This window comes from Pseudonocardia ammonioxydans (assembly GCF_900115005.1).
Lineage (GTDB): Bacteria > Actinomycetota > Actinomycetes > Mycobacteriales > Pseudonocardiaceae > Pseudonocardia > Pseudonocardia ammonioxydans.
In genome coordinates this window covers 27,412-52,026 of record NZ_FOUY01000037.1, presented here as the reverse complement: position 1 = coordinate 52,026, position 24,615 = coordinate 27,412, and the positions used below count along the sequence as shown (strand labels likewise).

The 24,615-nt window shown below is 75.8% G+C and carries 24 protein-coding genes, 1 tRNA gene and 1 pseudogene; 15 read left to right on the top strand and 11 right to left on the bottom strand.

Annotated features, from left to right (window positions below; all coding sequences use genetic code 11):
• Positions 1 to 65 precede the first annotated feature (65 nt).
• A complete protein-coding gene (locus tag BM093_RS26600) occupies positions 66 to 557 on the top strand; it encodes a MogA/MoaB family molybdenum cofactor biosynthesis protein (RefSeq protein ID WP_093351844.1) in 492 nt (163 codons plus the stop codon).
• 67 nt (positions 558 to 624) lie between these two features.
• Here BM093_RS26600 and BM093_RS26595 read toward each other — a convergent pair whose 3' ends face one another.
• On the bottom strand, positions 625 to 1,029 hold the full coding sequence (locus BM093_RS26595) for an antitoxin (protein ID WP_177238725.1): 405 nt from the start codon (positions 1,027 to 1,029) through the stop codon (positions 625 to 627).
• A gap of 145 nt (positions 1,030 to 1,174) precedes the next feature.
• On the opposite strand from BM093_RS26595, the gene BM093_RS36210 reads away from it, so the two are divergent.
• Positions 1,175 to 1,342: a hypothetical protein gene (locus tag BM093_RS36210; RefSeq protein WP_177238724.1), complete on the top strand. Its 168-nt coding sequence runs from the start codon at positions 1,175 to 1,177 to the stop codon at positions 1,340 to 1,342.
• 42 nt (positions 1,343 to 1,384) lie between these two features.
• Here BM093_RS36210 and BM093_RS26590 read toward each other — a convergent pair whose 3' ends face one another.
• Positions 1,385 to 2,044 (bottom strand): SAF domain-containing protein, encoded by a 660-nt coding sequence (locus BM093_RS26590; RefSeq protein WP_245773821.1) that lies wholly within the window; start codon positions 2,042 to 2,044, stop codon positions 1,385 to 1,387.
• A gap of 72 nt (positions 2,045 to 2,116) precedes the next feature.
• Between BM093_RS26590 and BM093_RS38240 the strand changes: the two genes are divergently transcribed.
• Positions 2,117 to 2,383 carry a hypothetical protein gene (locus BM093_RS38240; protein ID WP_342743043.1) on the top strand — a complete coding sequence of 89 codons (267 nt, stop codon included), beginning with the start codon at positions 2,117 to 2,119 and terminating at the stop codon, positions 2,381 to 2,383.
• Positions 2,384 to 2,445: 62 nt separating this feature from the next.
• Here the strand turns inward: BM093_RS38240 and BM093_RS38235 are convergent.
• Positions 2,446 to 2,538: pseudogene (locus tag BM093_RS38235) on the bottom strand (FmdB family zinc ribbon protein); the annotation flags it as partial.
• A 111-nt stretch (positions 2,539 to 2,649) separates the two neighbouring features.
• Positions 2,650 to 3,294: a 5-formyltetrahydrofolate cyclo-ligase gene (locus BM093_RS26580; RefSeq protein ID WP_093351782.1), complete on the bottom strand. Its 645-nt coding sequence runs from the start codon at positions 3,292 to 3,294 to the stop codon at positions 2,650 to 2,652.
• A gap of 36 nt (positions 3,295 to 3,330) precedes the next feature.
• Here BM093_RS26580 and BM093_RS26575 point away from each other — a divergent pair, with 36 nt between their 5' ends.
• The 6 genes from BM093_RS26575 to BM093_RS26550 all read left to right on the top strand — a co-directional run bounded on the left by BM093_RS26575 (position 3,331) and on the right by BM093_RS26550 (position 8,679).
• Positions 3,331 to 4,248, top strand: coding sequence for a UTP--glucose-1-phosphate uridylyltransferase (locus BM093_RS26575; protein ID WP_093351778.1), 918 nt, complete (start codon positions 3,331 to 3,333; stop codon positions 4,246 to 4,248).
• 1 nt (position 4,249) lies between these two features.
• Positions 4,250 to 5,470, top strand: a complete 1,221-nt coding sequence (gene glp / locus BM093_RS26570) for a molybdotransferase-like divisome protein Glp (protein WP_093351774.1) — start codon at positions 4,250 to 4,252, stop codon at positions 5,468 to 5,470.
• Positions 5,471 to 5,474: 4 nt separating this feature from the next.
• Positions 5,475 to 6,143, top strand: a complete 669-nt coding sequence (locus BM093_RS26565) for a GNAT family N-acetyltransferase (RefSeq protein WP_245773820.1) — start codon at positions 5,475 to 5,477, stop codon at positions 6,141 to 6,143.
• Positions 6,144 to 6,350: 207 nt separating this feature from the next.
• Positions 6,351 to 7,865: a divisome protein SepX/GlpR gene (sepX, locus tag BM093_RS38400; protein WP_093351768.1), complete on the top strand. Its 1,515-nt coding sequence runs from the start codon at positions 6,351 to 6,353 to the stop codon at positions 7,863 to 7,865.
• A 44-nt stretch (positions 7,866 to 7,909) separates the two neighbouring features.
• Positions 7,910 to 7,985 (top strand) — tRNA-Ala (locus BM093_RS26555).
• Positions 7,986 to 8,250: 265 nt separating this feature from the next.
• Positions 8,251 to 8,679, top strand: a complete 429-nt coding sequence (locus BM093_RS26550) for a DUF4175 domain-containing protein (RefSeq protein ID WP_143105534.1) — start codon at positions 8,251 to 8,253, stop codon at positions 8,677 to 8,679.
• Here the strand turns inward: BM093_RS26550 and BM093_RS26545 are convergent.
• From BM093_RS26545 to BM093_RS26535, 3 genes are all read right to left on the bottom strand, one after another.
• Positions 8,621 to 9,628: a GlxA family transcriptional regulator gene (locus BM093_RS26545; RefSeq protein ID WP_093351758.1), complete on the bottom strand. Its 1,008-nt coding sequence runs from the start codon at positions 9,626 to 9,628 to the stop codon at positions 8,621 to 8,623. The two genes, BM093_RS26550 and BM093_RS26545, sit on opposite strands and share 59 nt — an antisense overlap.
• A gap of 56 nt (positions 9,629 to 9,684) precedes the next feature.
• Positions 9,685 to 10,776, bottom strand: a complete 1,092-nt coding sequence (locus BM093_RS26540; RefSeq protein ID WP_177238723.1) for an amidohydrolase family protein — start codon at positions 10,774 to 10,776, stop codon at positions 9,685 to 9,687.
• 276 nt (positions 10,777 to 11,052) lie between these two features.
• The gene (locus BM093_RS26535; RefSeq protein ID WP_093351750.1) at positions 11,053 to 12,054 is read right to left on the bottom strand and encodes an aldo/keto reductase; all 1,002 of its coding nucleotides are present in this window, start codon (positions 12,052 to 12,054) and stop codon (positions 11,053 to 11,055) included.
• Positions 12,055 to 12,154: 100 nt separating this feature from the next.
• Here BM093_RS26535 and BM093_RS26530 point away from each other — a divergent pair, with 100 nt between their 5' ends.
• From BM093_RS26530 to BM093_RS26510, 5 genes are all read left to right on the top strand, one after another.
• Positions 12,155 to 13,075, top strand: a complete 921-nt coding sequence (locus tag BM093_RS26530; RefSeq protein WP_093351834.1) for a helix-turn-helix transcriptional regulator — start codon at positions 12,155 to 12,157, stop codon at positions 13,073 to 13,075.
• A gap of 31 nt (positions 13,076 to 13,106) precedes the next feature.
• Positions 13,107 to 13,721 (top strand): DUF5701 family protein, encoded by a 615-nt coding sequence (locus tag BM093_RS26525; protein ID WP_093351746.1) that lies wholly within the window; start codon positions 13,107 to 13,109, stop codon positions 13,719 to 13,721.
• A 109-nt stretch (positions 13,722 to 13,830) separates the two neighbouring features.
• Positions 13,831 to 16,935 (top strand): ATP-binding protein, encoded by a 3,105-nt coding sequence (locus BM093_RS26520; RefSeq protein ID WP_177238722.1) that lies wholly within the window; start codon positions 13,831 to 13,833, stop codon positions 16,933 to 16,935.
• A 70-nt stretch (positions 16,936 to 17,005) separates the two neighbouring features.
• Complete coding sequence (locus BM093_RS26515) at positions 17,006 to 18,397, top strand: FAD-binding oxidoreductase (RefSeq protein ID WP_093351736.1); 1,392 nt, start codon at positions 17,006 to 17,008, stop codon at positions 18,395 to 18,397.
• A 46-nt stretch (positions 18,398 to 18,443) separates the two neighbouring features.
• Positions 18,444 to 19,235 carry an alpha/beta fold hydrolase gene (locus BM093_RS26510; protein ID WP_093351732.1) on the top strand — a complete coding sequence of 264 codons (792 nt, stop codon included), beginning with the start codon at positions 18,444 to 18,446 and terminating at the stop codon, positions 19,233 to 19,235.
• A gap of 3 nt (positions 19,236 to 19,238) precedes the next feature.
• Here BM093_RS26510 and BM093_RS26505 read toward each other — a convergent pair whose 3' ends face one another.
• From BM093_RS26505 to BM093_RS26495, 3 genes are all read right to left on the bottom strand, one after another.
• A complete protein-coding gene (locus tag BM093_RS26505) occupies positions 19,239 to 20,255 on the bottom strand; it encodes a CopD family protein (protein WP_093351729.1) in 1,017 nt (338 codons plus the stop codon).
• Positions 20,186 to 20,806 (bottom strand): copper resistance CopC family protein, encoded by a 621-nt coding sequence (locus BM093_RS26500; RefSeq protein ID WP_093351724.1) that lies wholly within the window; start codon positions 20,804 to 20,806, stop codon positions 20,186 to 20,188. The genes BM093_RS26505 and BM093_RS26500 overlap by 70 nt, the downstream gene beginning before the upstream one ends.
• Positions 20,807 to 20,894: 88 nt before the next feature.
• Positions 20,895 to 22,490, bottom strand: a complete 1,596-nt coding sequence (locus BM093_RS26495; RefSeq protein WP_093351720.1) for a dolichyl-phosphate-mannose--protein mannosyltransferase — start codon at positions 22,488 to 22,490, stop codon at positions 20,895 to 20,897.
• A 24-nt stretch (positions 22,491 to 22,514) separates the two neighbouring features.
• Between BM093_RS26495 and rsmI the strand changes: the two genes are divergently transcribed.
• Complete coding sequence (gene rsmI / locus BM093_RS26490) at positions 22,515 to 23,396, top strand: 16S rRNA (cytidine(1402)-2'-O)-methyltransferase (RefSeq protein WP_093351716.1); 882 nt, start codon at positions 22,515 to 22,517, stop codon at positions 23,394 to 23,396.
• A 32-nt stretch (positions 23,397 to 23,428) separates the two neighbouring features.
• Here rsmI and BM093_RS26485 read toward each other — a convergent pair whose 3' ends face one another.
• Positions 23,429 to 24,604, bottom strand: a complete 1,176-nt coding sequence (locus tag BM093_RS26485) for a cation:proton antiporter (RefSeq protein WP_093351712.1) — start codon at positions 24,602 to 24,604, stop codon at positions 23,429 to 23,431.
• Positions 24,605 to 24,615 lie beyond the last annotated feature (11 nt).

Sequence of the window (24,615 nt, the reverse complement as noted above, 5' to 3'; positions counted from 1 at the left end):
TCCCCGTACCGGCACGGCCTCTCCGAGCCCGGGCCCGTCCGGCCACTAGGGTGACGACCATGGAGATGCCGGGTCCGCAGATCGGCCGTGCCCTCGTGGTGATCGTCGACGACCGGGTCAGCGGCGGTGAACGCGCGGACAGCACCGGCCCGCTGGTCACCGAGCTGCTCGAGGAAGCCAACTTCGTCGTCGACGGCGTGGTGACCGCCCCCGGCGACGTCGTCGCGATCCGCAGCGCGCTCAACACCGCCGTGATCGGCGGCGTCGACCTGGTGGTGACGGTCGGCGGGACCGGGGTCTCGCCGCGCGACGTCACCCCCGACGCCACCACCGGTGTCCTGGACCGGCCGGTGCCCGGCATCGCCGAGGCCGTGCGCGCCTCCGGGCTCGCCGCGGGCGCGGTCGACGCCGGTGTCTCCCGCGGTGTCGTCGGCGTCTCCGGCAGCACGCTCGTGGTCAACCTGGCGGCCTCCCGGGCCGCCGTGCGGGACGGGATGGCCACGCTCACCCCGCTGGTCCCACACGTGATCTCCGAGCTGTCCGGCCTGGAGGACTGACAGAGCCCCATACGTGGACGGGCCCGGCGGAGCGAGGAGCTCCGGCCGGGCCCGTCGTGCGCGCGGGTCAGTTCGCCGGGGGCACCGGCGGGATGCCGCCGTCCTTCCGGTCGTCCGCGGCCGGCGGCGGGGTCGCCGGCGGCTGCGACGCGGCCGGGTTGCCCTGCGGGCGCGGCGTGTCGCCGCCCGGCGGGGCCGGCGGCACCGGCGGCACCGAGTCGGAGTGCGTCCCCGCACCCGGCGCGGCCCCGCCGTCGTGCCCGAGGGCGCCCTCGACCCGGCCCTTCACCCCGTCGATCTGGTTGCTGTACTTGCCGCCGGTGGCGTGGTCGACCTTCTCGGCCGCCCGCTCCACCAGCGGTCCCGCCTTCTCCTTGGCCTTCTCGAGGTGCGGGCCGGCCTTCTCCCGTGCCTTCTCCAGGTGCGGTCCCGCCTTCTCCAGCGCCTCGCGGGCCTTGTCCATCCAACCCATGACCGGTCCTCCTCCTGCAGTCCTGGCTCCATGGTGGCACCGGACGCCGTCCTCGTGGGGCGCCGAGGCCGCAGCGCGGTGTGGTGACGCGGCCGGCACACCGGCACCCGCCACACCGGCACAGCGGACACGGCACCATGGAGGCATGACCGAACCCGTGGACCGGCTGCGCCGGCGGATCGAGGAGATCTTCGGCGACGACCCGGCCACCACCGCCGACGAACGCTCCGACGGCGGGTCCGCCGAGGAACGCGAGTCCGGCGACGCCGACCGCTGGTTCACCGAGAACCGGCCACCGCACCACGGGGGCTGACGCCCTGAGGGCACGGTGGCCCGTCCTCGCTTCGCTGCCGTGTCACCGCAGGGTCACCGTGACCTCACCGGCCAGCGTCGCCGCCGCCACCGCGGTGGCCTCGGCCTCCGGTAGCGCCACCAGGACCAGTGGCCCGGATCCGGATCCGGTGGCGACCCCGCCCGGCGCGGACGGCAGCACGGCGAGCACCCCGGCCCGGGCGGCCAGTACCCGTGGGCCCTCGGGCCCACCGGCGATCACGTCGACCCGGGCGCCGGGGCTGAGCAGGGCCGCGACCGCGGGATCGGCGGGCCGCAACGGCACCGCGGACGCGTCCGGGCCGCCGGCCCGGACCGCGAGCTCGGGGCCGATCAGCCGCAGGTCGGTGAGCGGCTCACCGGCCCGTACCGGACCGGCCGGGACGCGGCCGGCCGCGTCGTCGGCGGAACGCAGCGCACCGCCGGGCACGAGGCCGGGTGGCCAGGCCGCGACGGTGACGTCGGCCGGCTGCAGGGCGATACCGGGGGAGAGGTCGCGGGCCGCGACGAGCACCGCGGCCCGCTCGTCCGCGGGACGGGGTGACACGGCCACCACCACGGCCGCGACGGCCAGGAGCGCGGCGGTCACCCGGCGCAGGAGCAGCAGACGCGACCAGGCGGGGCCGCGCAGCAACGCGTCCCACCGGCGTCGTGCCCGCCGTGCCGGGTCTTCTCCGTCGTCCACGCCCGCACCTCCGCCCTCGTCGTCTCGACGCTAGGGCGGGAGCGGGCCGTTCCCGGCTCCGATCACCGGCCTGTGGACAACTCGGCCGGTTGTGGACGGAGCCGCGGGAGTCAGGAGGCGGCGGCCTTCGACGAGGACGAGGACGACGAGGAGCTGTCGGACTTCGACGAGCTCGAGGACCCGGACGAGCTCGACGATCCGGACGAGCTCGACTCCGAGGACGACCCGGACGAGGACCCGGAGGACTCCGACGAGGACGATCCCGACGAGCTCTCCGAGTTCGACGACTCCGAGGAGCCGTTGCTGCTCACCGAGCCCGACCGCGAGTCGGTGCGGTAGAAGCCGCTGCCCTTGAACACGATCCCGACCGAGGAGAAGACCTTGCGCAGCTTGCCCTCGCAGTTCGGGCAGGTCGTGAGGGCGTCGTCGGAGAACGCCTGTACCGCCTCGAAGCGGTGGTCACACGCCGTGCATGCGTACTGGTAGGTCGGCACAAGTTCCTCCGGACGGCTTGGCGCTCGGCAGCTGGCACTCCACCACTGCGAGTGCCAGCATACTCCGCGGGTCCGCCGTCTCCGACCCGTCCGGGCGGTCAGGGTGCCCCGTCAGGGCGAGACCTGCACCACGCCGGCGGTCGGCAGCACGACCGCGGCGACCCCGACGTCGTGCGGCTCGGCCGGCAGCTCGTCGACGAGCTCGTCGTCGTGCAGCGGCACCACGGTCGTGGCGTCCGGGGCGAGCAGCGGGAGCGTGCGGTCGTAGTAGCCGCCGCCGCGGCCGATGCGCCGGCCCCGGCGGTCCACGGCCAGCGCCGGGACCAGCACCAGCCCCGCGGACCGCAGCGCCGCCGCCCCCAGCCGTGCCCCGGCCGGTTCGCTGACGCCGAGCGGGCCGCGGGCCAGGTCCTCCCGGCCGGTGTAGCGGGTCCAGTCCAGCGGCCCGGGCTCGGCCGGCACGATCGGGGCCAGCACCTCGTGCCCGGCGGCGAGCAGCGCGTCCGGGAGCGTGCGCGTCCCCGAGCCGAGCGCGCCCGGCTCGCCGCCCACCGGCAGGTAGCAGGCGACCGGGCCCGGGATCCCCGCCGCGAGGGCGACCGCGTGCTCGCACAGCGCCGCGGTGGCCGTGGCCCGGTCCTCCGGGGACCGCGCGGCGCGCGCGTCCAGCAGCCGGCGGCGCACCGCCCGCTTGGCGTCGTCGACGGACCGCCCCTGATCAGGGGATCGGTCGGTGCCCTCCGCGCGAGCCGTCACGGCACCAGGGTAATGCTGTGGATAGGCTCGCCGACCATGAGCGCGCAGACCCCCAGCGCGGCCGGGGCGTTCCGGACCGCCGTGGTGCCCGCGGCCGGTCTCGGGACACGGTTCCTGCCGACCACCAAGGCCGTGCCGAAGGAACTGCTCCCCGTCGTCGACACGCCGGGCATCGAGCTGGTGGCGGCCGAGGCCGCCGAGGCGGGCGCCCAGCGGTTGCTGATCGTCACCTCCCCGGGGAAGGACTCGGTCGCCGACTACTTCCGCCCGGACGAGGAGCTGGTCGCGACCCTGCGGAAGCGGGGCAAGGACGAGCTGGCCGAGCGGGTCGGCCGGGCGCCGGGCCTGCTCGAGGTCGACTCGGTGTACCAGCACGAGCCGAAAGGCCTCGGCCACGCCGTCGCCCAGGCCGGACCGGCGCTGGGCGACGACGAGCAGGCCGTCGCCGTCCTGCTGCCCGACGACCTGGTCTTCGGGCCGGACGGGGACGACGCCGGGGTGCTCGCCCGGATGGCGCAGGTCCGCACCGAGCACGGCGGGACCGTCCTGTGCGCGTTCGACGTCCCGCGCGAGCAGATCTCCGCCTACGGCGTCTTCGACGTGACCGGCACCGACGACGCCGACGTCAAGCGGGTGCACGGCATGGTCGAGAAGCCCGAGCCGGACCAGGCCCCCTCGACGTTCGCCGCCGCCGGGCGCTACCTGCTCGACCGGGCGGTGTTCGAGGCCCTGGAACGGATCGGCCCGGGCGCCGGGGGTGAGCTGCAACTGACCGACGCCATCGCGCTGCTCATCGACGAGGGACACCCGGTGCACGTCGTCGTCCACCGCGGCGGACGGCACGACCTCGGCAACCCGGCCGGGTACGTGCGTGCCTACGTCGACCACATGCTGGCGCACCCCGAGTACGGCGCGAGCCTGCGCGGCTGGCTGAACGACCGCCTGAAGGACTGACGTGCGAACGGTCACCGAGCACCTGACCCGGATCCTGGACGTGGCCGTGCGGCCCGCGCCGGTGCGGGTCGCGATCGCCGACGCCCAGGGGCTGCGCAGTGCGGAGGAGGTCGTCGCCGCGCGCCCGCTGCCGGTGTTCGACCAGGCCGCCATCGACGGCTACGCGGTGCGCAGCGTCGATGTCGCGGGAGCCGGCGAGGCGGCCCCGATCACCGTCCCGGTGGTCGGCGAGATCGCCGCGGGCTCCCGCCAGCCGCTGCGGCTGCAGCCCGGGCAGGCCGTCCGGGTCGCGGCCGGGGCGCCGCTGCCCACGCTGGCCGACGCCGTCGCCCCGGTGGGCTGGACCGACGGCGGCACGGCCCGGTTGACGGTGCACCGCGGCGTGCCCTCGGCCGGCTTCGTGCGCCGGGTGGGGGAGGACGTCCAGTCCGGTGACGTCGCCGTCCGCGAGGGCGACATCGTCGGCTCCGCGCAGGTGGCGATGCTCGCCGCGGCCGGCCGGGACAAGCTGCTGGTGCACCCGCGCCCGCGGGTGTCGGTGGTCGCGGTCGGCGACGAGCTCGTCGAGGTGAGCCGTTCGGCGGCGTCGGGGCAGGTGGCCGACGTCTGTTCGCACGCGCTGATCGCCGCCGCGCGCGAGGCGGGCGCCGAGACCAACCGGGCCCGCACCGTCGGCGGCAGCGCGGGCGAGATCCGGGCCGCGGTGGAGGACCTGCTGCCGGCCAGCGAGATCGTCGTCATCTGCGGGGCCGGTGGCGGCGCGGCCGCGGCCGAGGCCACGAGCGGGCTCGCCGAGCTCGGCGGCATCGACGACACCCGCATCGCCATGCACCCCGGCTCCGCGCAGGGGTACGGCCGGCTCGGGCCGGACGCCGTGCCGGTGTTCCTGTTCCCCTCGCACCCGGCGACCGCGCTCGTGCTGTTCGAGGTGTTCGTGCGCCCGCTGGTCCGGCTCGCCCTCGGCCAGGAGCCGCACCGCCGCACCTGGACCGCCCGGCTGACCTCCCCGGTCGTCTCGCCGGAGGGCCGGCGGTCCTACATCCCGGCCCGGCTGCTGCGCGAGGACACCGGCGGTGAGCTGCTCGCCCAGCCGCTCGGGGCCTCGGGCACGCACCTGCTCGCCGTGCTGGCCGAGGTCAACGCGCTCGCGATCGTGCCGGAGGAGGTCACCGAGCTGACCGTCGGCGAAGAGGTCGAGCTCGTCGCCCGCGGACGCGGCTGACCGCGTGCCCCCGCCGCCCGTCGTCCCGGAGCCGCCGGGGAGCCACCCGGGGTGGCCGGCGCGGCTGGGGCCCGTGCGGGTGGGGGAGCACGACGTCCGGCTCCGCCCGGTCCGGTTGCGCGACGGCGGCGACTGGGCCCGCATCCGGCTGCGCGACGAGCAGTACCTGCGGCCCTGGGAGCCGACCACGCACGGCGGCTGGTCCCGCCGGAACTCGGCGGTCGAGTGGCCGGGCCGCTGGTACCTGCTGCGCGCGTCGGCCCGGCGCGGCCTGACCCTGCCGTTCGCGATCGTCGTGGACGGTGCGCTGGCCGGCCACGTCATGGTCGGCAACGTCGTGCGGGAGCCGCTGCTCTCGGCCTACGTCGGGTACTGGGTGGACTCGCGGCTCGGCGGCCGTGGCATCACGACGGCCTCGGTCGCGCTGGTGCTCGACCACTGCTTCGGCGCGGTGCGGCTGCACCGGGTGGAGGCGACCGTGCGGCCGGAGAACGTCGCCAGCATCGCCGTGCTGGTCAAGCTCGGGTTCCGGCGCGAGGGGCTGCTGCGCCGCTACCTCGACGTCGACGGTGCCTGGCGTGACCACTACGGCTACGCGCTGACCGCGGAGGAGGTCCCGCCGGGCGGCTTCGTCGCGAAGCTGATCCGGGACGGGCGCGCGGCCCGGGCCTGACCGTCACGTTCGGTGAGCGATCCAGGATGGATTGTGACTCACCGGAGTCACATGCGTACCGCGTGTCCCTGGTTTCGCTCGGTCCGTCCGGGGGTGCACGGCGCGTCGCGGCCGGGTCCCGCGCCCACCCCCTCTTATGGTGAGTGAGGGTGAGCGGGGTCGGGGCCGTTCACCGGGTGGACTGCGCCGGTCGGGGAGGAGGCAGCCGTGCCCAGCTCTCTGATCTTCGTCGGACTGATCGTGCTCTGGTTGCTGATCCTCGTGCCGACCGTCGCCCGCCGCCAGCAGGAGGTGCGCCGGCTCAGTCCGGCGTTGCTGTCCGGGCGGGTCCTGGAACGTCCGATGCGGCACCGATACCCGGAGGTGGACCTGATGGAGCGCTCGGCTCCGAGCACCGTCGGCGAGCTCGTCGAGGTTCGGGACGACGTCCCGGACCCGCGCGACCGCGGTGACGACGGCTACGACCGCTACGACGAGTTCGATGCCGAGATCGACGACGACGGCCGGGTGCACGGCCTCGACGACGACGACGATGACGACGGCGACGACGGCGACGACGGGTTCGACGACCGTGCGGCGGCCGAGCGCGCCGCCAGCGGCCGTGCGGTGGACGGCCCCGGCACCGGGCGGAACGGCCGGGAGCGCGACCCCCGGCCCGCCGCCGGTGCCGGGGGAGACGCCGAGGCCGCTGCGGTGGCGGACGGCGACTCCGAGGCCGGCCCGGACGACCGGCTCGACGGCCGGTTCGACGACTACCGGGAGCCCGACGACCACGAGGCCGATGCCTACGAGCTCGAAGACCTGGACGAGGCCGACGAGTTCGCGGGCGACGAACTCAGGGGCGACGAGCTCGGGGACGACGAACGCAGGGACGACGAGTTCGAGGCCGACGGGCTCGCGGACGACGACGAGCCGGCGGACGACGAGCCCGGCCGCTCCGCCGCCCGTCACGACCCTGCCGACGAGCTCGAGCCGGAGGAGGAGTGGGACCACCCACCCGCCCGCTACCGGCCCGGCCGGGGCGGGTTCGACCCCGAGGCCGCGGCCGCCGCGGCACACGCCAAGTACGCGTTCCGCCAGCGGGTCGTCCTCGCCCTGCTGGTCCTGCTGGTCGCCGCGGGAGCCACCGCGCTTCTGGTCTCCACCCTGTTCTGGTGGGTCGCCGGGGCGCTGGGGCTCGGGCTGGTGGGGTACCTGACCTACCTGCGCCGCCAGGTGCGGATCGAGGAGTCGATCCGGGCCCGCCGCGCCGCCCGCCTCTCCGGCCGCCGCGCACCCGTGGACGACGACGCCGAGGCGGAGTTCGGGCCGGAGCAGTCCGGTGACGAGGACGAGGACGAGGACGGCGAGCACGACGGCAGCGTGCACGACGACAGCGAGCACGACGGCAGCGTGCACGGCGACGACCGGGCTACGGGCAGGACCTCGGCCGGCCGGGGCGACGCCGCGGCCGAGCACGCCGAGGACGAGGTGGACTGGACCGCCGATGACGGTGAGCCCACCCGCGTCCGCGGGACCGGTGAGCCGCTGGGCGTCCTCCCGGGGCGCCGCCGCACCGTCGACGGCCCGGCCAGCACCGAGCACGAGTCGTCGCTGCCACGGCTGGTGGCGGCCCCGCCGCCGCCGGTCCCGGCCGGAACAACGCTGGTCGACGTGGACGCGGAGGAGGAACCGGACGTGCTCGAGGACCTGACCCCCCACCGGCGTGCGGTGGGGGAATAGGGGTCTGTTAGTGTTCTCCAGGTCAGCCCGAGAGGGCGGGCCGCGGGGCTGTAGCGCAGTTGGTAGCGCGTCTCGTTCGCATCGAGAAGGTCAGGGGTTCGATTCCCCTCAGCTCCACCACAAGTTCACCGGACCACACACCGATGTGGTCATTGCCGCCGTGGCCTCGCCCCGGCGGCTTTTTTGTGTCTCGGTGACGGTCTCGGTCAGCGCCGCGCCCGCCTCGATGATGGCTCTGTCCGGGCACGGCGAGCCGGATCTGCTCGCGCTCCTGCGGGAGCAGGAGGAACCGCTCGGGCCGCTGCTGGGCCGAGTGGCCGGATCTGCACGGTGGGCGGCCCGTCGGTCACTGTCGGCTCCTCCCGCGGCGGACGAGCGTAGAGCCATGACGACTTCCGAGTGCAGGGAACGACCCGCTCGTACGACGACCGGACGGCCCGCCGGCCTGCGTGCTCCGATCGCGGTGATCCTGGGGACGACGGTCCTGGTGCCGGCCACGCTGCCGCCGGTCCCGACGGCCGTGGTCCTCGGGCTCGCGGTGTGCGCGCTCGTCGTGTCCGGGGCTCTGACGGCGGTCCTCACGCCCGCGGCCGACCCGGTCGCGGTGTCCGTGCGCGGCGCGGCCCTCGCCCTGTCGGTGATCGGGCTGCCGCTCGTCGCGGCGTCCGTACTGGGCCCGGTGTCGGTGCCGTTGCTGGGGGCCGCGGTGGCGGCGGTGACCCTGTGGCTCGCCGCTCCCGGGGTCCGCGAGCTGGTCAGGGGCCGCGGAAGGTGGCCCGGTAGGAGCGGGGCGACACCCCGATGGCGGCGATGAAGTGCCTGCGCATCCCCGCGGCGGTCCCGAAGCCGCAGCGGGCGGCGATCTGCTCGACCGGCAGGTCGGAGGTCTCGAGGAGCTCGCGGGCCAGCCCGACGCGCTGGCGCAGCAGCCAGTCCAGCGGGCTCATGCCGATCTCGTCCTGGAAGCGGCGGGTGAGGGTGCGGACGCTGACGTGGGCCTGCGCGGCGAGCGCGGCGAGGGTGACGGGCCGGTCGATCGTGGACAGCATCCACTCGCGCAGCTCCGCGGTGCCGGGCGAGTGGCTGTTCTCCGGTGCCGGGTACGGGATGTACGGGGCCTGGCCGCCGTGCCGGAACGGTGGGACGACGGTCCGACGGGCCACCTCGTTCGCCACCGCGGAGCCCATGTCCTGGCGGACGAGGTGCAGGCACAGGTCGATGCCGGACGCCTCACCCCCGGCCGTGAGCACGCGTCCGTTGTCGGTGAACAGGACGTCGGGATCGAGCAGGACGTCCGGGAACCGCCTGCGGAAGTGCTCGACGGCGAGCCAGTGCGTGGTGGCGCGCTGCCGGGTCAGCAGCCCCGCCTCGGCCAGGACGAAGGCCGCGGTGCAGATCGAGGCGATCCGGGTCTGCGGACCCAGGCGGGCGAGCGCCTCCCGCATGCCGTCGCCGAGGACGTCGGCGCCCTCGTCGGCCGCGTGCGACGCCGGGATGATCACCGTGTGGGCCGTGTCGAGGACGTCGGTGCCGTGCTCGACACCCACGGTGAAGTCGGCGTCGGTGGTGACGGTCCCCGGCCGGGGTGCGCAGGTGCGGACTCGGTAGCCGTACCGCCCGTCCGCTGCGCGGGCCCGGCTGAAGATCTGGTGGACCAGACCGAGCTCCATCGGCAGCACACCGGGCCGGACCAGCACCGCGACCTCGTGCGGTGCCGCGCCCTCCGAGCCCGTGCCGGAACCGGGCGTGCTCGTGCCGCTCATCGACCGCAACCTCCTCACCGCCGCAGGCTCACGCCGGGCTCAGCGCCGGCCCCACCTCAGTCGAGTTCGTCCTGGGAGTACGCGGTGCCCCGGACGACGATCCGATGCGGACGATGTAGCGCGCCGAGGTCGTCGAGCGGGTTGCCGGTGACGATGAGCAGGTCCGCGGCCAGCCCCGCCCGGAGGTCTCCTGTCTCGTCGCCGAGCCCGAGGGTCTGCGCTGCCCCGGTGGTGACCATGTCGATGATGCTGCTGCGCGGGAAGCCGAGTTCTTCGTAGAGCTCCATGCTCAGTGTCAGCTGATCGAACGCCGTACCGGGAACTCCGGAGTCCGTCCCGACCAGGATCGTCACATCGTTCTCGGCCATCCAGGTCAGCTGACCACCGTACTGGTACTCGGGCGTCGTGACGTGTTCGGCGATCTTCCGCCACACGGCCGGGGTCGTGTCGCCGGCGGCCGATCCCTGCTGCGCCATCTGCCGGACCGCCCAGTCGTTCTGGTCCCGCTTTCCGGGCCCGGACCGCCACCCACAGTGCTCGATCGTGTGCACTCCGGCCTCGATGCACCGGACGATCGGTTCTGTTCCGTGCGCGTGGGCTGCGACTGTGAGGCCGTAGTGCGCCGCGTGGTCGACAGCGACTCGGAGGAGCTCCGTGGAGTACTGCGCGTCGAAGGGCGTGGGTCCCTCGGATGTCACGTAGCCTCCGCCCGCCATGATCTTGATGAGGTCGGCGGTCTCGGCTGCGCGATCAATGGCGTCGCGGATTTCCGTGGCTGTATCGGCGATCCCGCCGAGATACCAGCAGTGTCCGCCGGAGATCGTGAGTGGAGAACCTGCGGACAGGATCCGCGGGCGTACGCCGTCCACATCTGCTGTCGCGTCCCGGAATCGGGCGACGTAGCCCCGGGCGTCGCCGAGATCCCGCACGGTCGTGCAGCCCGCCCGCAGGCATGCGCGGGCGTTGCGTCGGATCACCGCCCGTACCTCGTCCGGCGCGCCGGAGCACAGAGTGGTGAACGACGATGTGCTGCAGTCACCGGCCAGGTGCACGTGGCTGTTGATCAGACCGGGCGTGATGCTGCAGCCGGCGAACCGGGAGACCGACGCCTCGGGGGCGCCGGCGATGAGCTCTGCAGTCCTTCCCACCGCCTCGATGCGGCCACGCGAGACGCGCACCGCATCCTGACCGTCGGGCAGTATCTGCCCGGCCGAGATGAGCCGGTCCCCTACAAAGATCGTTGCCACTCCCGGCCCCCGTCGGTCCACACACCTGACGCGCTGTTCGATATTCCTGACCCTGCGCTACGTCCGGGCGAACTGTGCCAGATGTGGACGATCGAGAAGCTCCGGCCTCACTCCACTCCGGACACGCCAACGACAGGGCCGGCCGTCCTGCGACGGGTGGCTCTGTCGTCGTCCGGGTCAGTTGCCGACGCCGAGGGCGCTCATGAAGGCGGACGGATACCGGTCGCCGCGGGCCGAGCCCGGGGGGACCGCCTCGTCGAGCGCCCGGAGGTCCGCCTCGCCCAGCTCCAGGTCGGCGGCCGGGAGCGCCTCGGCCCACCGCTCGCGGGTGCGGGCCCCGACCAGCGGCACAATGTCCGCACCCTGTGCCGCGACCCAGGCGATGGCGAGCTGGGCGACCGTGCAGCCCCGGGCCTCGGCGACCCGGCGCAGCGCGTCCACCAGCGTCAGGTTGTGCGTCAGGTTCTCGGCCGAGAAGCGCGGGCTGACGGAGCGGAGGTCGCCGGGGCTGCCGGGCGTGAAGGTGCCGGAGAGCAGACCGCGCGACAGCACCCCGTAGGCGGTCATGCCGATCCCCAGCTCCCGCAGCGTCGGCAACACCTCCGCCTCGACCGCCCGCGAGATCAACGAGTACTCGATCTGCAGGTCGGCGACTGGGTGGACGGCGTGGGCGCGACGGATCGTGTCGGCCCCGACCTCGGAGAGCCCCAGGTGGCGCACGTACCCGGCCTCGATCAGCTCGTGAACGGCACCGACCGTGTCCTCGATCGGCACCGCCGGGTCCAGCCGGGCGGGCCGGTAGATGTCGATGTGGTCCACGCCGAGCCGGGTCAGCGAGTGGGCGAGGAAGTTCTTGACCGCCTCGGGGCGGCAGTCGTGGCCCGACGGCGACAGCCCGGGCCCGGCGAGCGCGCCGAACTTCACGGAGAGCCGGTAGTCGTCCCGGTTCCGCCGGCGCAGCGCCTCGGCGAGCAGCAGCTCGTTGTGCCCCATCCCGTAGAAGTCGCCGGTGTCGATGATCAGCACTCCGTTGTGGAGTGCCGCGCTGTCGAGTGCCGCGTGCACGGTGGCGATGCTCTCCCCGCGGTCGGCGGGGCCGTACATGCCGGACATGCTCATGGCGCCCAGGCCGAGGGCGGAGACGGTGGGTCCGGTGTGGCCGAGGGTTCGTGTGCGCATGGACCCACCCTGCGTCGGCCGCGGCGCCGGTGGCAGCGAGCGTCGATCGTGGGAGGGCCGCTCCCTGGATCCGCGCGGCGACCGGGAGGAGGCTGGACGGATGCAGCGCGACCAGCTCGCCGACTTCCTGCGCCGGCGCCGTGCGGCGGTCCGGCCGGCCGAGGTCGGGCTCGCCGACGGCCCGCGCCGCCGTACCACCGGGCTGCGCCGGGAGGAGGTGGCGATGCTCGCGGGCATGTCCGTGGACTACGTCGTCCGCCTCGAGCAGGCCCGCAGCAGCCGGCCGTCGACCCAGCTGCTCGGCGCGCTCGCACGGGCGCTGCAGCTCTCCGACGACGAGCGCGACCACCTGTTCCGCCTGGCCGGGCACGAACCGTCGCCCGCGGCCGGGACCGCCCGCATCGCCCGTGCCGGCCTGGTCCGGATGCTCGGCCTGCTCGGTGACACGCCGGCGACCGTGATGTCCGACGTGGGCGAGGCGCTCGCCCAGAACCGCATGTCGACGCTGCTGTTCGGGGACCAGCGGGAGTTCACCGGCGACCGCCGCTACCTCGCGTACCGCTGGTTCACCGAGCCCGGGGTCCGTGCGATACATCCCCCCGAGGAACAGGAGCGGCACGGCCGCGCACTGGTCGCGGACCTGCGCGCGGTGGCCGGGCGCCGGCCCGGCGACGCCGACGTCGTCCGGCTCGTCGAGCGGCTGCGGACGGTGAGCGCGGAGTTCCGGCGGCTCTGGGACGACCACCGGGTCGCAGTGCGTCGCATGGACCGGAAGACACTGTGCCACCCGCGCGTCGGTGCGCTGCTCATGGACTGCGAGACCCTGGTGACCCCGGACCTCGGTCAGCTGCTGCTGGTGCTCACCCCGGCGGACGCCGAGACGCGCGAGCGGCTGGAGCTGCTGGCGGTGCTCGGGGTCGAGCAGTTCGCGCCGGCCGACGGTGGCGCGGGCGGGGAACCGCCCACGGAGGCGGGACGGCCGCGGGCCGGCCGGGAACAGGACGGCCCGGGCCGGCGTTGACCGGCCGTCCGCACCGACCCGGAGGTCCCGCGTGCCCGTTCCCGCCCTGCCGTCCGTCGCCGACCAGGCCGAGAAGCTGATCGAGATCGGGGCCACCGGCCCCCTCACCCCGGAGCTGCTGCGCAAGGAGGCGGCCGGGCTGCCCACCCGGCCCGGACTGCTCGTCGTCGCCGGCCTGGCGCCGTCGGCGATCGCCCCGCTGATGCGCCGGGCCGGCCGGCCCGGGTTCGTGGTCGGGGACATGGACGACGTCGACGCGTTCGCCCCGGTCACCGACGTCCCCGACGCGCCGGTGTGGCTGCTGGAGGCCCCGGAACGCGGTGACGAGCTGCAGAACGCCTCCCCGGCCGAGGCGGAGGAGCGGTTCGCCGCGCGCGGCCGGGTCCCGATGCTGCTCACCGAGGGCGTCCAGTGGGTGCTGCAGGTGCCCGAGGTGCTCGAGCGCAACCACTGCTTCATGACGACCGGCTCCCGGCTGCGGAAGCCGACCGGCCGGTTCGACGCCCGCACCCCCGCCGTGTGGATCTCCAACGGGACCGGGCGGGACGGGACGGAGCGCCGGGACGCCCCCAAGGTCGGCTGGTGCTGGTGGAACAACCGGCACACCTGGCTGGGCTTCGGCTCCGGGGAGCGCCGGAGCACCTGAACCGGAGCCGAACCCGGATGCGGGCGCGGGTTGGGCCGGACGGACGTCGTGACGGCGCCGGACGGGGAGTCCAATGGACGCCGACCCGCACCCCGGCCGAGGGGGACCGGTGGACCGAGCACAGCCGCGACCGGGTGACCCCGACCCGGTGGCCGCGCGCCTGGTGCTGCGGGTCCTCGGCGACACCGGCGTGCTGGTCGACGGGCACCCCGTCCCGGAGGTGTCCGGGCCGCGCGGGCAGCGGCTGCTGGCCCGGCTCGTACTGGCCGACGGCGGGGTGTCACGCGACCGGCTCGCCGCCGAGCTCTGGCCGGGCTCCGCCGCCGGGCAGGCCCGCACGAACCTGCGCAAGCTCCTGCACGAGGTCCGCGGCAGGCTCCCGGACGGCGCGGTCGCGATCGACCGGTGGACGATCCGCTGGGCCGCGGGGCCGGCCGCCTACGTCGACGTGCTCGCCTTCCGGCGCGCGCTGGCCCGCGGCGACCCGGCCGGCGGCGTCCGGCACTACGGCGGTGACCTGCTGCCCGGCTGCGACGACGACTGGGTGCTGGTGGCGCGCGAGGAGCTGCGCCGGCTCGCGGTCGGCGCGCTCGCCGACCTGGTCACCGCCGCGGCCGAGGCCGGCGACACCGACGCCGTCGTCACCCGGGCCCACGCGCTGCTGCGGCTGGACCCGGGACACGAACCCGGCTGCCGGCTGCTGCTCCGGGCGCTGGTCCGGCGGGGCGAGCGCGGGGAGGCGCTGCGGACCTACCACCGGCTGACCGCGGCGCTGCGCGAGCTCGGCGCCGAACCCGACCCGGCGACGGTCGCCGCCGCCCGCCCGCTGACCGGCGCCCCGGCACCCGGGTACGGGACCCTGCACGGCCGGCGCGACGAATGGACCGCCGTGCACCGGGCGTGGCGGCAGGCGCGGGCCGGGCAGCCCCGGCTGCTGCTGGTCACCGGGGAGGCCGGCATCGGGAAGACCCGCCTGGTCGAGGAGCTCGCCGCCCGGGCGGGCGCGGAGGGGGCCGCGGTCGCGTCCGGCCGGGCCTACGAGGCCGCCGGCGGGCTGCCGTGGGGTCCGGTGCTCGACTGGCTGCGGTCGGACACCGTGCGCCCGGCCCTCGACCGCCTGCCCGGCGTGTGGCGCGACGAGCTGTGCCGGCTGCTGCCGGAGCTGGCCGCCGGGCGCCGGGCGGGGGCCGCGACCACCGGCGCGGCGCGGCGGCACCGGTTGCTCGAGGCCGCCCGCCGGGGCCTGCTCGCGGCCGGGGAGCCGCTGCTGCTGGTGCTCGACGACCTGCAGTGGTGCGACCCGGACACCCTGGAGCTGTGCGAGTACCTGGTGCGGGCCTCGCCGCCGGCACGGCTGCTGGTCGCGGGCACCGCCCGCGACGACGAGGCCGACGACCACCACCCGCTGGTGGCGCTGCGCCGGCGCCTGGCCGCCGCCCGGGCCGCGGTCACGGTCGTGCTCGGCCCGCTCGACCGCGCGGCGACGCTGCGGATGGCCGCGGCACTGGTCCGCCGCGACCTCGACGCGACCGCCGGCGACCGCCTCTGGGCGGAGACCGACGGGAACCCGCTGTTCGTGGTGGAGGCGGTGCGGGCCGGTCTCGGCGCCGTCGCCGGGCACGGGCTGACCCCCACCATCCACGCCGTCGTCGCCGCCCGGCTCGATCGGCTCGGGGCGGGGGCGCGCCGGCTCGCCGAGGTCGCGGCGACGGTCGGCCGGGCGGCCGGTCCCACGGTGCTGGCCGCCGCGGCGGGCCGGTCGGAGGACGACCTGGTCGACGACCTCGACGAGCTCTGGCACCGGCACGTGCTGCGCGAACGCGGGGCCGGGTACGACTTCCAGCACGACCGGGTCCGCGACGTCGTGCTCGACGCGATCGGCCCGGCCCGGCGCCGGATGCTGCACCGCGCGGTCGCCGAGGCCCTCGAAAGCCACCACACCGACCTCGGCCCGGTCAGTGCCCGGCTCGCCGCGCACTACGAGGCCGCCGGGCTCGAGCAGCGGGCGGTCGCGGCCTACGAGCGTGCCGCCGCGCACGCGTACCGGGTGTTCGCCCTCGACGACGGCATCGCCCTGTCGCAGCGCGCGCTGCGCCTGCTCGACGGCACCCCGCGCGGCGCGCAGCGCGACGAGGTCGAGCTGCGGCTGCGCACCGCGCTCGGGGTCCCGCTGGTCGCGCGGCGCGGCTACGGCGCCGACGCGGTCGGGCGCTGCTACACCCGCGCGCTGACCCTGCACCGCAGGCTCGGCACCCGCCCGGGCCCGGCCGTGCTCCGCGGGCTCGGGCTGCACGCCGTCGTGACCTGCCGGTTCCAGCGGGCCGCGGAGCTGGGGCACGAGCTGCTCGCCGCCGGCGACGGCGACCGGCTCGCCCGGGTGGAGGGCGACTACGTCCTCGGCGTCACCCGCTTCTGGTGCGGCGAGTTCGCCGCCGCCGAACACCATCTCGGCTCGGCGGTCACCACCTACCGGGGCCAGGACAGCCCGGTCCACGTCGCCCAGTTCGCGCAGGACCCGAACGCGGTGTGCCTGTCCCGGCTCGCCCTCACCCAGCTGTTCCGCGGGCGGCCGGCCGACGCGGCGGCGACGATGCGCCGCGCCCTGCGCGCCGCCGCCGAGCTCGACCACCCGATGACCTCGGGCTACGTCCTGGCGTGGGAGGCGATCCGGGCCACCCTGACCCGCCCCGACGCCGGGAGCGCCCCAACCCCGGACAGCTGGGCCCCGGACGGGGACGACCCGGGCGGCGGGGACCTGGACCGGGCCGTGGCCGAGCTGGACGCGGTGACCTCCCCGATGCACATCGACTTCTTCGACACGACCGCGCGGATGCTGGCGGGCTGGCGGGACGTCCTCGCCGGGGTACCCGGGGCGCTGCCGACGCTGCGCGCGGCCGTCGAGGCCCAGCGCGACGACCAGCCGCTGCAGCTGACCCTCGGGCTCAGCCTGCTCGCCCGTGCCCACCTGCTCACCGGTGACCCCGGCACCGGGCGGGAGATCGTCGCGGACGCGCTGACCCGCACCGCCCGGACCGGGCAGTACTACCTGCTCGCGGAGCTGCACCGGGTCGACGCCGAGCTGCTCGTCCGGACCGGCGACGGCCCGGCCGCCGTGGCGGCCGCGCACCGCGCGATCACCGTCGCCGAGACGCAGGACGCGCCGTGGCTGCGCGACCGCGCCCGGCACACACTCCACCGGCTCGGTGGCCGCTGATCGGGAACGGCCCGGGAACGCCGCGCGGTCCAGGGTGCGCCGGTCCACCGCACCGGGAGGAGACCGCACCATGACCACCGTCACCGAACTGCGCGAACAAGTCCGCGGCGCCGTCGTCGAACCGGCCGACGACGGCTACGACGAGCGGCGCCGGGTGCACAACGGCCTCCACGACCGCTGCCCGGCGCTCGTCGTGTGCGCCACCGCCACCGCCGACGTCGTCGCCACGATCCGCTACGCGCGCGAGGCCGGCCTCGAGCTCGCCGTGCGCGGAGGTGCGCACAGCGGGCCCGGGTTCGGCACCTGCGAGGGCGGCGTCGTGCTCGACCTGTCGCCGATGAACAACGTCTTCGTCGACCCGGTCCGCAAGACCGCCCGCACCGGTGGCGGCGCCACCTGGGGCGATGTCAACCACGCCACGCACGCCTACGGCCTCGCCACGACCGGCGGCATCATCTCGACCACCGGCGTCGCCGGCCTGACCCTCGGCGGCGGCATCGGTTACCTCGCGCGCCGGTGCGGGCTGTCCTGCGACAACCTGGTCGGCGCCGAGGTCGTGACCGCCGACGGCCGGATCCTGGGCGCGAGCGGGTTCGACAACGAGGAGCTGTTCTGGGCGCTGCGCGGCGGTGGCGGGAACTTCGGCGTGGTCACCTCGCTCGAGTTCGCGCTGCACGACGTCGACACCGTCTACGGCGGCCCGATGTTCTACGAGCCCGCCGACGCGCCGGCGGTCATGCAGGCCTTCGACGAGTACCTGGGCACCGCGTCCGAGCAGCTCGGCGGGTTCGTCGGCTGGCACCTCGCGCCGCCGCTGCCGTTCATCCCGGAGGACCGGCACGGGGACCCGTTCTGCGCCGTCGTGCCGTGCTGGAGCGGGCGGCCCGAGGAGGGCGAGAAGGCGATCAAGCCGTTCCGCGACGTCGCCCCCGTCGTCGCCGAGTTCGTCGGCCCGATGCCCTATCCCGCGCTCAACACCGCCTTCGACGCGATGTTCCCGGCGGGGATCCGGCAGTACTGGAAGGGCGACTTCGTCACCGGGCTGAGCCCCGAGGCCGTCGCCGTGCACGCCGAGCGCGGCCCCACCGTCCCGACCGTGTCCTCGGGCATGCACCTGTACCCGATCAACGGGGCGGTGCACCGGACCGGGACCGACGAGAGCGCCTTCGGCCACCGCGACGCCACCTACGCCATGGTGATCCTCGCGGCCTGGCCGGACCCGGCCGACGACGAGGCGAACATCCGGTGGGCGCGCGACTACCACGCCGCCGCACACCCCCACTCCGGCACCGAGGGCGGCTACGTCAACTTCGTGGCCGCCGACGACGCCGACCGGGCCCCGGCGAACTACGGCCGCACCTACGACCGGCTCCGCCGGGCCAAGGCGGCCTACGACCCGGACAACGTCTTCCACCTCAACCAGAACATCCCGCCCGCGGACGGAGCGGGGGTACGGCCGTGACGATGCCGGTGCCCCCGGCACCTCCCGAGCCGATGCAGCCGGTGGTGTGGACGGCGCCGAGCTGGCCGTGTCCGACGAGGGCGCCGGCGAGCCGGTGCTGTTCGTGCACGGCGGCCTGATCGCGGACTCGTTCGCCCCGGTCGCCGGGGAGCTGGGGCCGGGGTACCGGCTGGTCCGCCACCACCGCCGCGGGTACGCCGGGAGCGCCGGACGGCCCGGGCCGGTCTCGGTCGGCCGGGATGCCGCGGACTGCCTCGGCGTGCTCGACGCCCTCGGGATCGAACGGGCCCACCTGGTGGGCTGGTCGCACGGTGGGGCGGTCGTGCTCGAGGCCGCGACGCGGGCACCCGGGCGGGTCCTCGACGTCGCGGTGCTCGAACCGGCCCTGCTGCAGGTCCCCGGCGCCGCCGGGCTCGGCGAGGTCCTCGCCCCGCTGTTCGCCCGGCGCGCCGCGGGGGACGCGGCCGGGGCGGCCGCGGACTTCCAGGCCGCCGTCTGGGGCCCGGACTGGGCCGCACGGCTGGAGCAGCGGATCCCCGGTGGCGTGGCGCAGCTGTACAAGGACGCCGCGCTGATCTTCGACAGCGACCTGCCCGCGCTGCGCGCGTGGTCGTTCGAGCCGAAACGCGCCGCCGTGCTGGACCGGCCCGTCCTCTCCGTCGCCGGGACCGCGTCGATGCCGATCGTGGCGGACGTGCGGGAGCGGCTGCGGATACTGCTGCCGCAGACCCGGGAGGTGCTGCTGGTCGGCGCCGACCATGCGTTCGCCGTGACCCGGCCCGGGCAGGTGGCGGCCGCGCTCACGGCGTTCTGGGCGCGGGGTCCGGGCTGGTGGTAGCGGCTACGCGGTGTGGGTGAGCGTCGCCGCGGCACCGACCGCGGCGGCAAGCAGCACGATCTCGGCCGCCGCCCAGGCCAGCACCGGCAGCCGGCCGGCCTGCAGCCGGCGGCGGGTGAGCAGGCCGAGCGCCCCCGCCCCGGCGAGCAGCCCGGCCTTCGCCAGGACCACCCCGCCGTAGGCGGTGGTGACCACGTCCACCGGCGAGGCCAGCCGGGCGGTCGCGGCGAGCAGGCCGGACACCGCCAGCACCACGATGCTCACGGCGGCGAGGCGGGAGAACCGGGGCAGTGCCGCGCGCAGCACGGCGCCGTCGCGGGCCAGCACGAGCATCGCGCCGAGCCCGCCGACCCACAGCAGCGCCGCGACCACGTGCAGCACCACCCCGGGGACGGCGAGCACCGCCCGGGCCGACGCGGCCGCGTGCCCGGTCGCGGCGGGGGCGGCTGCCGCGGCCAGCGTCAGGGCCAGTACGAGCAGCGGCGGCCCGCTGCCCCGCCCGGGGCGCACGGGCCGCCCCGCGACCGCTCCGGCCAGCACCAGCACGACCACCCCGGCGAGCAGCAGGCCCTGACCGGCCCGGAACCCGGTCAGGTAGCCGGTGACGTCACCGGCGGCCACCGCGGTGAGCGGTACCCCGGCGAGGAGCGCACCGCGGGCCACGGCGTCGACCAGCAGCGCGGCGAACCAGACGGGCACCGCGACGGGCGGCACCCGGTCGGCGCCCGGCACCCGCCCGGGCGCCAGCACCGCGGCCAGCGCCGCCCCGGCGACGGCGAGCGCCGCGAGGTCGGCGACCGCCCGCGCCAGGGTCCGGGCGAGGTCGGGGCCGAGGCCGCCCGGCCCGATCCCGCCGGTGAGCACCGCGGTGCCCAGGGCCGCGCCGAGCGCGACGGCGGCCCACGCCGCGACCCGCGGCGCCGGTTCCCGCGCCGGCGCGTCGGCGGAGGTCAGTTCCGTGTCCGGCGCAGCGCGAGCGCGGCGCCGCCGCCGAGCACGACGACCGCGACCAGCAGCCACGGCCAGACCGGCATGCCGGTGTCGGCTGTGTCCCCGGAGGCGGAATCGGTGCCGGTGTCGGCGGCGGGGTCGCCGGCCGGTGCCGGGGTCGTGTCCGGGGCACCGGCGGGCGCGGCCGGGGTGGGCGCGGGTGCGCCGGCGCCCGGGCCGGGCGCGGTCAGGGTGAACGGGACGGTGCCGGAGACCGGGTGGCCGTCGTCGGAGACGACGCGGTACTCGATCTCGTACACGCCGGCGTCGCCGAGCGGCTCCAGCGGCACGGTCAGGGTGCCGCCGGCAGCGGTGATCGGGCCGCGCGCGTGGTCGGTGCCGGTCGCGGCGTCGGTGCCGGCCGGGCCGGTCACCGTGACCTCCGCGCGGTCGGCCGGGACGTCCTCGGTGAACGTCAGGGTCACCTCGGTCGGGGCCTGCGTGACCCGGGCGTCGGCGGCGGGGGTGCTGGACTCCAGCTCGGTGTGCGCCCACGCGGGCGCGGCACCGGCCAGCAGCGCCACGGCGCCGGCCAGCAGGACGACGGCGACGCGGCCGGCGGTGGGGAGAACGGTGCTCACTCAGTATCGGTCGGTCCGGAACCCCCCAGGGTTCCGGAGCGGCGCCGTACTCACCTGTTCGGCGGAGCCGCCGGACCCGGCGGGCGGGTCATCGCCACGACGGCAGCCACAGCTCCGCCTGCCAGTGCGCCTGGGTGATCGGGTCCCCGACCAGGATCGGCCACAGCCACACGAAGTTGACCCCGATCAGCGCCACCCAGGCCGAGACGGCCAGCAGGCCGACCCGGCGTCGTCGTTCGGTCTGCCCGGAGTGACCCAGCAGCCGCCCCATCACCAGCACGACCGCCAGCACCAGGAACGGCACCACCGGCATCATGTAGAAGAAGTACATCTGCCGGTCCAGGTTGAAGAACCACGGCAGGAACCCGGCGCCGTAGCCGACCAGCACGGCCGTCCACCGCCAGTCGCCGCGGGTCACCGCGCGCCACAGCCCCCACAGCAGCACCGGGATCGCGGCCCACCACAGCGCCGGGGTGCCGACCAGCATCACCGCGGACACGCAGTCCGAGCCGCCGCAGCCGGTCGCGTCGTCGGAGAACCGGTAGAGCATCGGCCGCAGCCCCATCGGCCACGACCACGGCTTCGACTCCCACGGGTGGGCCCCGGCCGAGCCGGTCGTCAGGTTCTCGTGGAAGGCCAGCGCGCGACCGTGGTAGTACCAGAGCGAGCGCACCGCGTCCGGTAGCCAGGAGAACGGCCCGCCGGTGCCGATCCCGCGTCCGACCTGGTAGCGGTCGATGGCGTTCTCGCTGCCGAACCAGGCCCACCAGGACGCCACGTAGGTCAGCATCGGGACCAGCGCCAGCGCCCACAGCGCGGGGGTCAGGTCCCGGGCGGCGGTCCCGGCCCAGGGCCGGGCGACCCCGGCGCGGCGGCGCAGCGAGACGTCCCACAGCACGCAGAGCAGCCCGAATGCGGCCACGTAGTAGGCGCCGTTCCACTTCACCGCGCAGGCCAGGCCGAGGCACACCCCGGCCCCCAGCCGCCACCAGCGCACCCCCCAGCGTGGTCCGAAGGGGGTGTCGCCGACGCGGCCCTCGGCGACCACCCGGGCCATCCGGGCCCGCACGTCGTCGCGGTCGCAGAGCAGCGCGGCGAACGCGGCCACCACGAACACCGCGGAGAACGCGTCGAGCATCCCCATCCGGGACTGCACGTGCGAGAGCCCGTCGGCGGCCAGCAACAGCCCGGCGAGCCCGCCGAGCGCCGTCGAGCGGGTGAGCCGCCGCCCGGCCCGCACCACGAGCAGCACGGTCACCACCCCGGCCAGCGCGGCCGCGACCCGCCAGCCGACGCCGTCGTAGCCGAACACCAGCTGCCCGAGCGCGATCAGCTGTTTGCCCAGCGGCGGATGGACGATCTTCTCGTAGCCCGGGTTGTTCTCGACGCCGCCGTTGCGGACCATCTCCCAGGCCTGCGGCACGTAGTGCTTCTCGTCGAACACGGGGGTGCCGCGGTCGGTCGGGTCGCCCAGGTCGTAGAACCGGAGCAGCGCCGCGATCAGGACCACCCCGGCCGTGACCAGCCACCCGCGCAGCCGGTCGGACGCCGGTGGGACGCCGAGGCGGGCCGCCGGGCCGGGATCGGCCCGGCGCAGCGGTGGCGGGACGCCGATCGGGGTCAGTCCCGGTTCCGGGGCCGCTCCGGCGACCCTGCTCCCGGGGTCGCCGGTCGAGGTGGCCATCGCCTCGATCGTAGGCTGGGCGCCGTGCCGCCCGCCGATGCCTCCGACCGCGAGGAGACCCCCGCCGCCGACACCGGCGTCCTGGTGCTGGCCGCGACGCCGCTGGGCGATCCGCGGGACGCCTCGCCCCGGCTGCGGGAGCTGATCGGGACCGCGGACGTGATCGCGGCCGAGGACACCCGCCGGTTCCGGACCCTCGCGACGTCGCTGGGGGCCACCTGGACCGGCCGGATCGTCAGCCACTACGACGCCGTCGAGGCCGAGCGGCTGCCCGGACTGCTCGCCGCGGTGCGCGAGGGCGCGACGGTGCTCGTCGTGTCCGACGCCGGGATGCCCGCGGTGTCCGACCCCGGGTTCCGGCTGGTGGCCGCGGCCGCCGCCGAGGAGCTGCCGGTGACCTGCGTGCCCGGCCCGTCCGCGGTGACGACGGCGCTGGTGCTGTCCGGGCTCCCCTGCGAGCGGTTCTGTTTCGACGGCTTCCCGCCCCGCCGGCCGGGGGAGCGGCGCCGCTGGCTGGAGACGCTGCGCGAGGAGCGGCGCGCGGCCGTGTTCTTCGAGTCGCCCCGGCGGACCGCGGACACCCTGGCCGACGCCGTCGCCGTGCTGGGCACCGACCGGCGGGCCGCCGTGTGCCGGGAGCTGACCAAGACCCACGAGCAGGTGGTGCGGGGCACCCTCGCCGAGCTGGCCGGGTGGGCCGCCGACGGGGACGTTCTCGGCGAGGTGACGATCGTGCTGGCCGGAGCGGAGGAACGGGCCGCACCGCCGGTGGAGAGCCTGGTCGGCGCGGTCCGGGAGCGCACCGACGACGGCGAGCGGCTCAAGGACGCGGTCGCCGCCGTCGCCGAGGCCGCCGGGGTGCCGAAGCGGGAGCTCTACAACGCCTCGGTCGCCGCTCGCGACTGACCGCCGCCGCCCGCGACCGGCCGGGGCGTGGTTCAGGCCCCGGCCGGTGTGCGCGACGGCAGCGCCCGCACGACGGGCTCGACGCAGCGGGCCGTGATCGGGCCCAGCACCGCCATGATCAGCACGTACGCCGTGGCCAGCGCGGACAGCTCCGCGGGCACGGCCGCGTACCCGACCGCCAGGCCGGCGATGACGATCGAGAACTCGCCGCGGGCGACCAGCGCGGCCCCGGCCCGGGCCCGGCCCATCGGACCGATCCGGGCCTGCCGGGCCGCCCACCACCCGGTCGCGTACTTGGTGGCGGCGGTGGACACGGCCAGCACCAGCGCCCACCCCAGCACCGGCGGGATCGCGGCCGGGTCGGTGGACAGCCCGAACACCACGAAGAACACCGCGGCGAACAGGTCCCGCAGCGGTTCGAGCAGCCGGGTCGCGTTCACCGCGGTCGACCCGGAGATCGCGATGCCGAGCAGGAACGCGCCGACCGCGGCGGAGACCTGCATCGCCTGCGCGAACCCGGCCACCAGCAGCGCGGCACCGAGCACCTTGAGGAGGAAGACCTCCTGGTCGTCGGAGTCGACGATCGCGGAGACGTAGCGGCCGTAGCGCAGCGCGACCACCAGCACGACGGAGATCACCGCCAGCGAGATCGCGACCGCGCCGATCCCGCCCCACAGGGTCACGCCGAGCAGCAGCGCGGTGAGGATCGGCAGGTAGAGGGCCATCACCAGGTCCTCGAACACCAGCACCGAGAGGATCACCGGGGTCTCCCGGTTGCCCAGGCGTCCCAGGTCGGACAGGACCTTCGCGACGATCCCCGACGACGAGATGTAGGTGACGCCGCCGAGCACCATCGCCCCGACCGCGCCCCAGCCGAGGATCAGGGCCACCGCGACGCCCGGGGCCGCGTTGAGCACGGCGTCGACGACGCCCGCGCCCCAGGAGCGTTTCAGCCCGGTGACGAGCTCGGCCGCGGAGTACTCCAGGCCGAGCAGCAACAGCAGCAGGACGACACCGACCTCGCCGGCCAGCGCGGTGAAGTCACCGATGTCGCCGAGCGGGAAGATCCCTCCGGAGCCGAAGGCGAGCCCGCCGACGAGGTACAGCGGGATCGGGGAGAGCCCGATCCGCTGCGCCAGCCGGCCGAGCAGGCCGAGGCCGAAGAAGACGGCACCGAGTTCGAGCAGCTCGAGTGCGACGTGGTCCACGGTCCGTCCGA

What these genes read in the sequence shown, in the direction of transcription:
- BM093_RS26600 (WP_093351844.1), top strand. Translation starts at nt 66, where the DNA reads ATGCCGGGTCCGCAGATCGGCCGTGCCCTCGTGGTGATCGTCGACGAC.
- BM093_RS26545 (WP_093351758.1), bottom strand. Translation starts at nt 9,628, where the DNA reads ATGAGCGGCACGAGCACGCCCGGTTCCGGCACGGGCTCGGAGGGCGCG.
- BM093_RS26550 (WP_143105534.1), top strand. Translation starts at nt 8,251, where the DNA reads ATGACGACTTCCGAGTGCAGGGAACGACCCGCTCGTACGACGACCGGA.
- BM093_RS26535 (WP_093351750.1), bottom strand. Translation starts at nt 12,054, where the DNA reads ATGCGCACACGAACCCTCGGCCACACCGGACCCACCGTCTCCGCCCTC.
- BM093_RS26495 (WP_093351720.1), bottom strand. Translation starts at nt 22,490, where the DNA reads ATGGCCACCTCGACCGGCGACCCCGGGAGCAGGGTCGCCGGAGCGGCC.
- BM093_RS26575 (WP_093351778.1), top strand. Translation starts at nt 3,331, where the DNA reads ATGAGCGCGCAGACCCCCAGCGCGGCCGGGGCGTTCCGGACCGCCGTG.
- BM093_RS26595 (WP_177238725.1), bottom strand. Translation starts at nt 1,029, where the DNA reads ATGGGTTGGATGGACAAGGCCCGCGAGGCGCTGGAGAAGGCGGGACCG.
- BM093_RS36210 (WP_177238724.1), top strand. Translation starts at nt 1,175, where the DNA reads ATGACCGAACCCGTGGACCGGCTGCGCCGGCGGATCGAGGAGATCTTC.
- BM093_RS26515 (WP_093351736.1), top strand. Translation starts at nt 17,006, where the DNA reads ATGACCACCGTCACCGAACTGCGCGAACAAGTCCGCGGCGCCGTCGTC.
- BM093_RS26530 (WP_093351834.1), top strand. Translation starts at nt 12,155, where the DNA reads ATGCAGCGCGACCAGCTCGCCGACTTCCTGCGCCGGCGCCGTGCGGCG.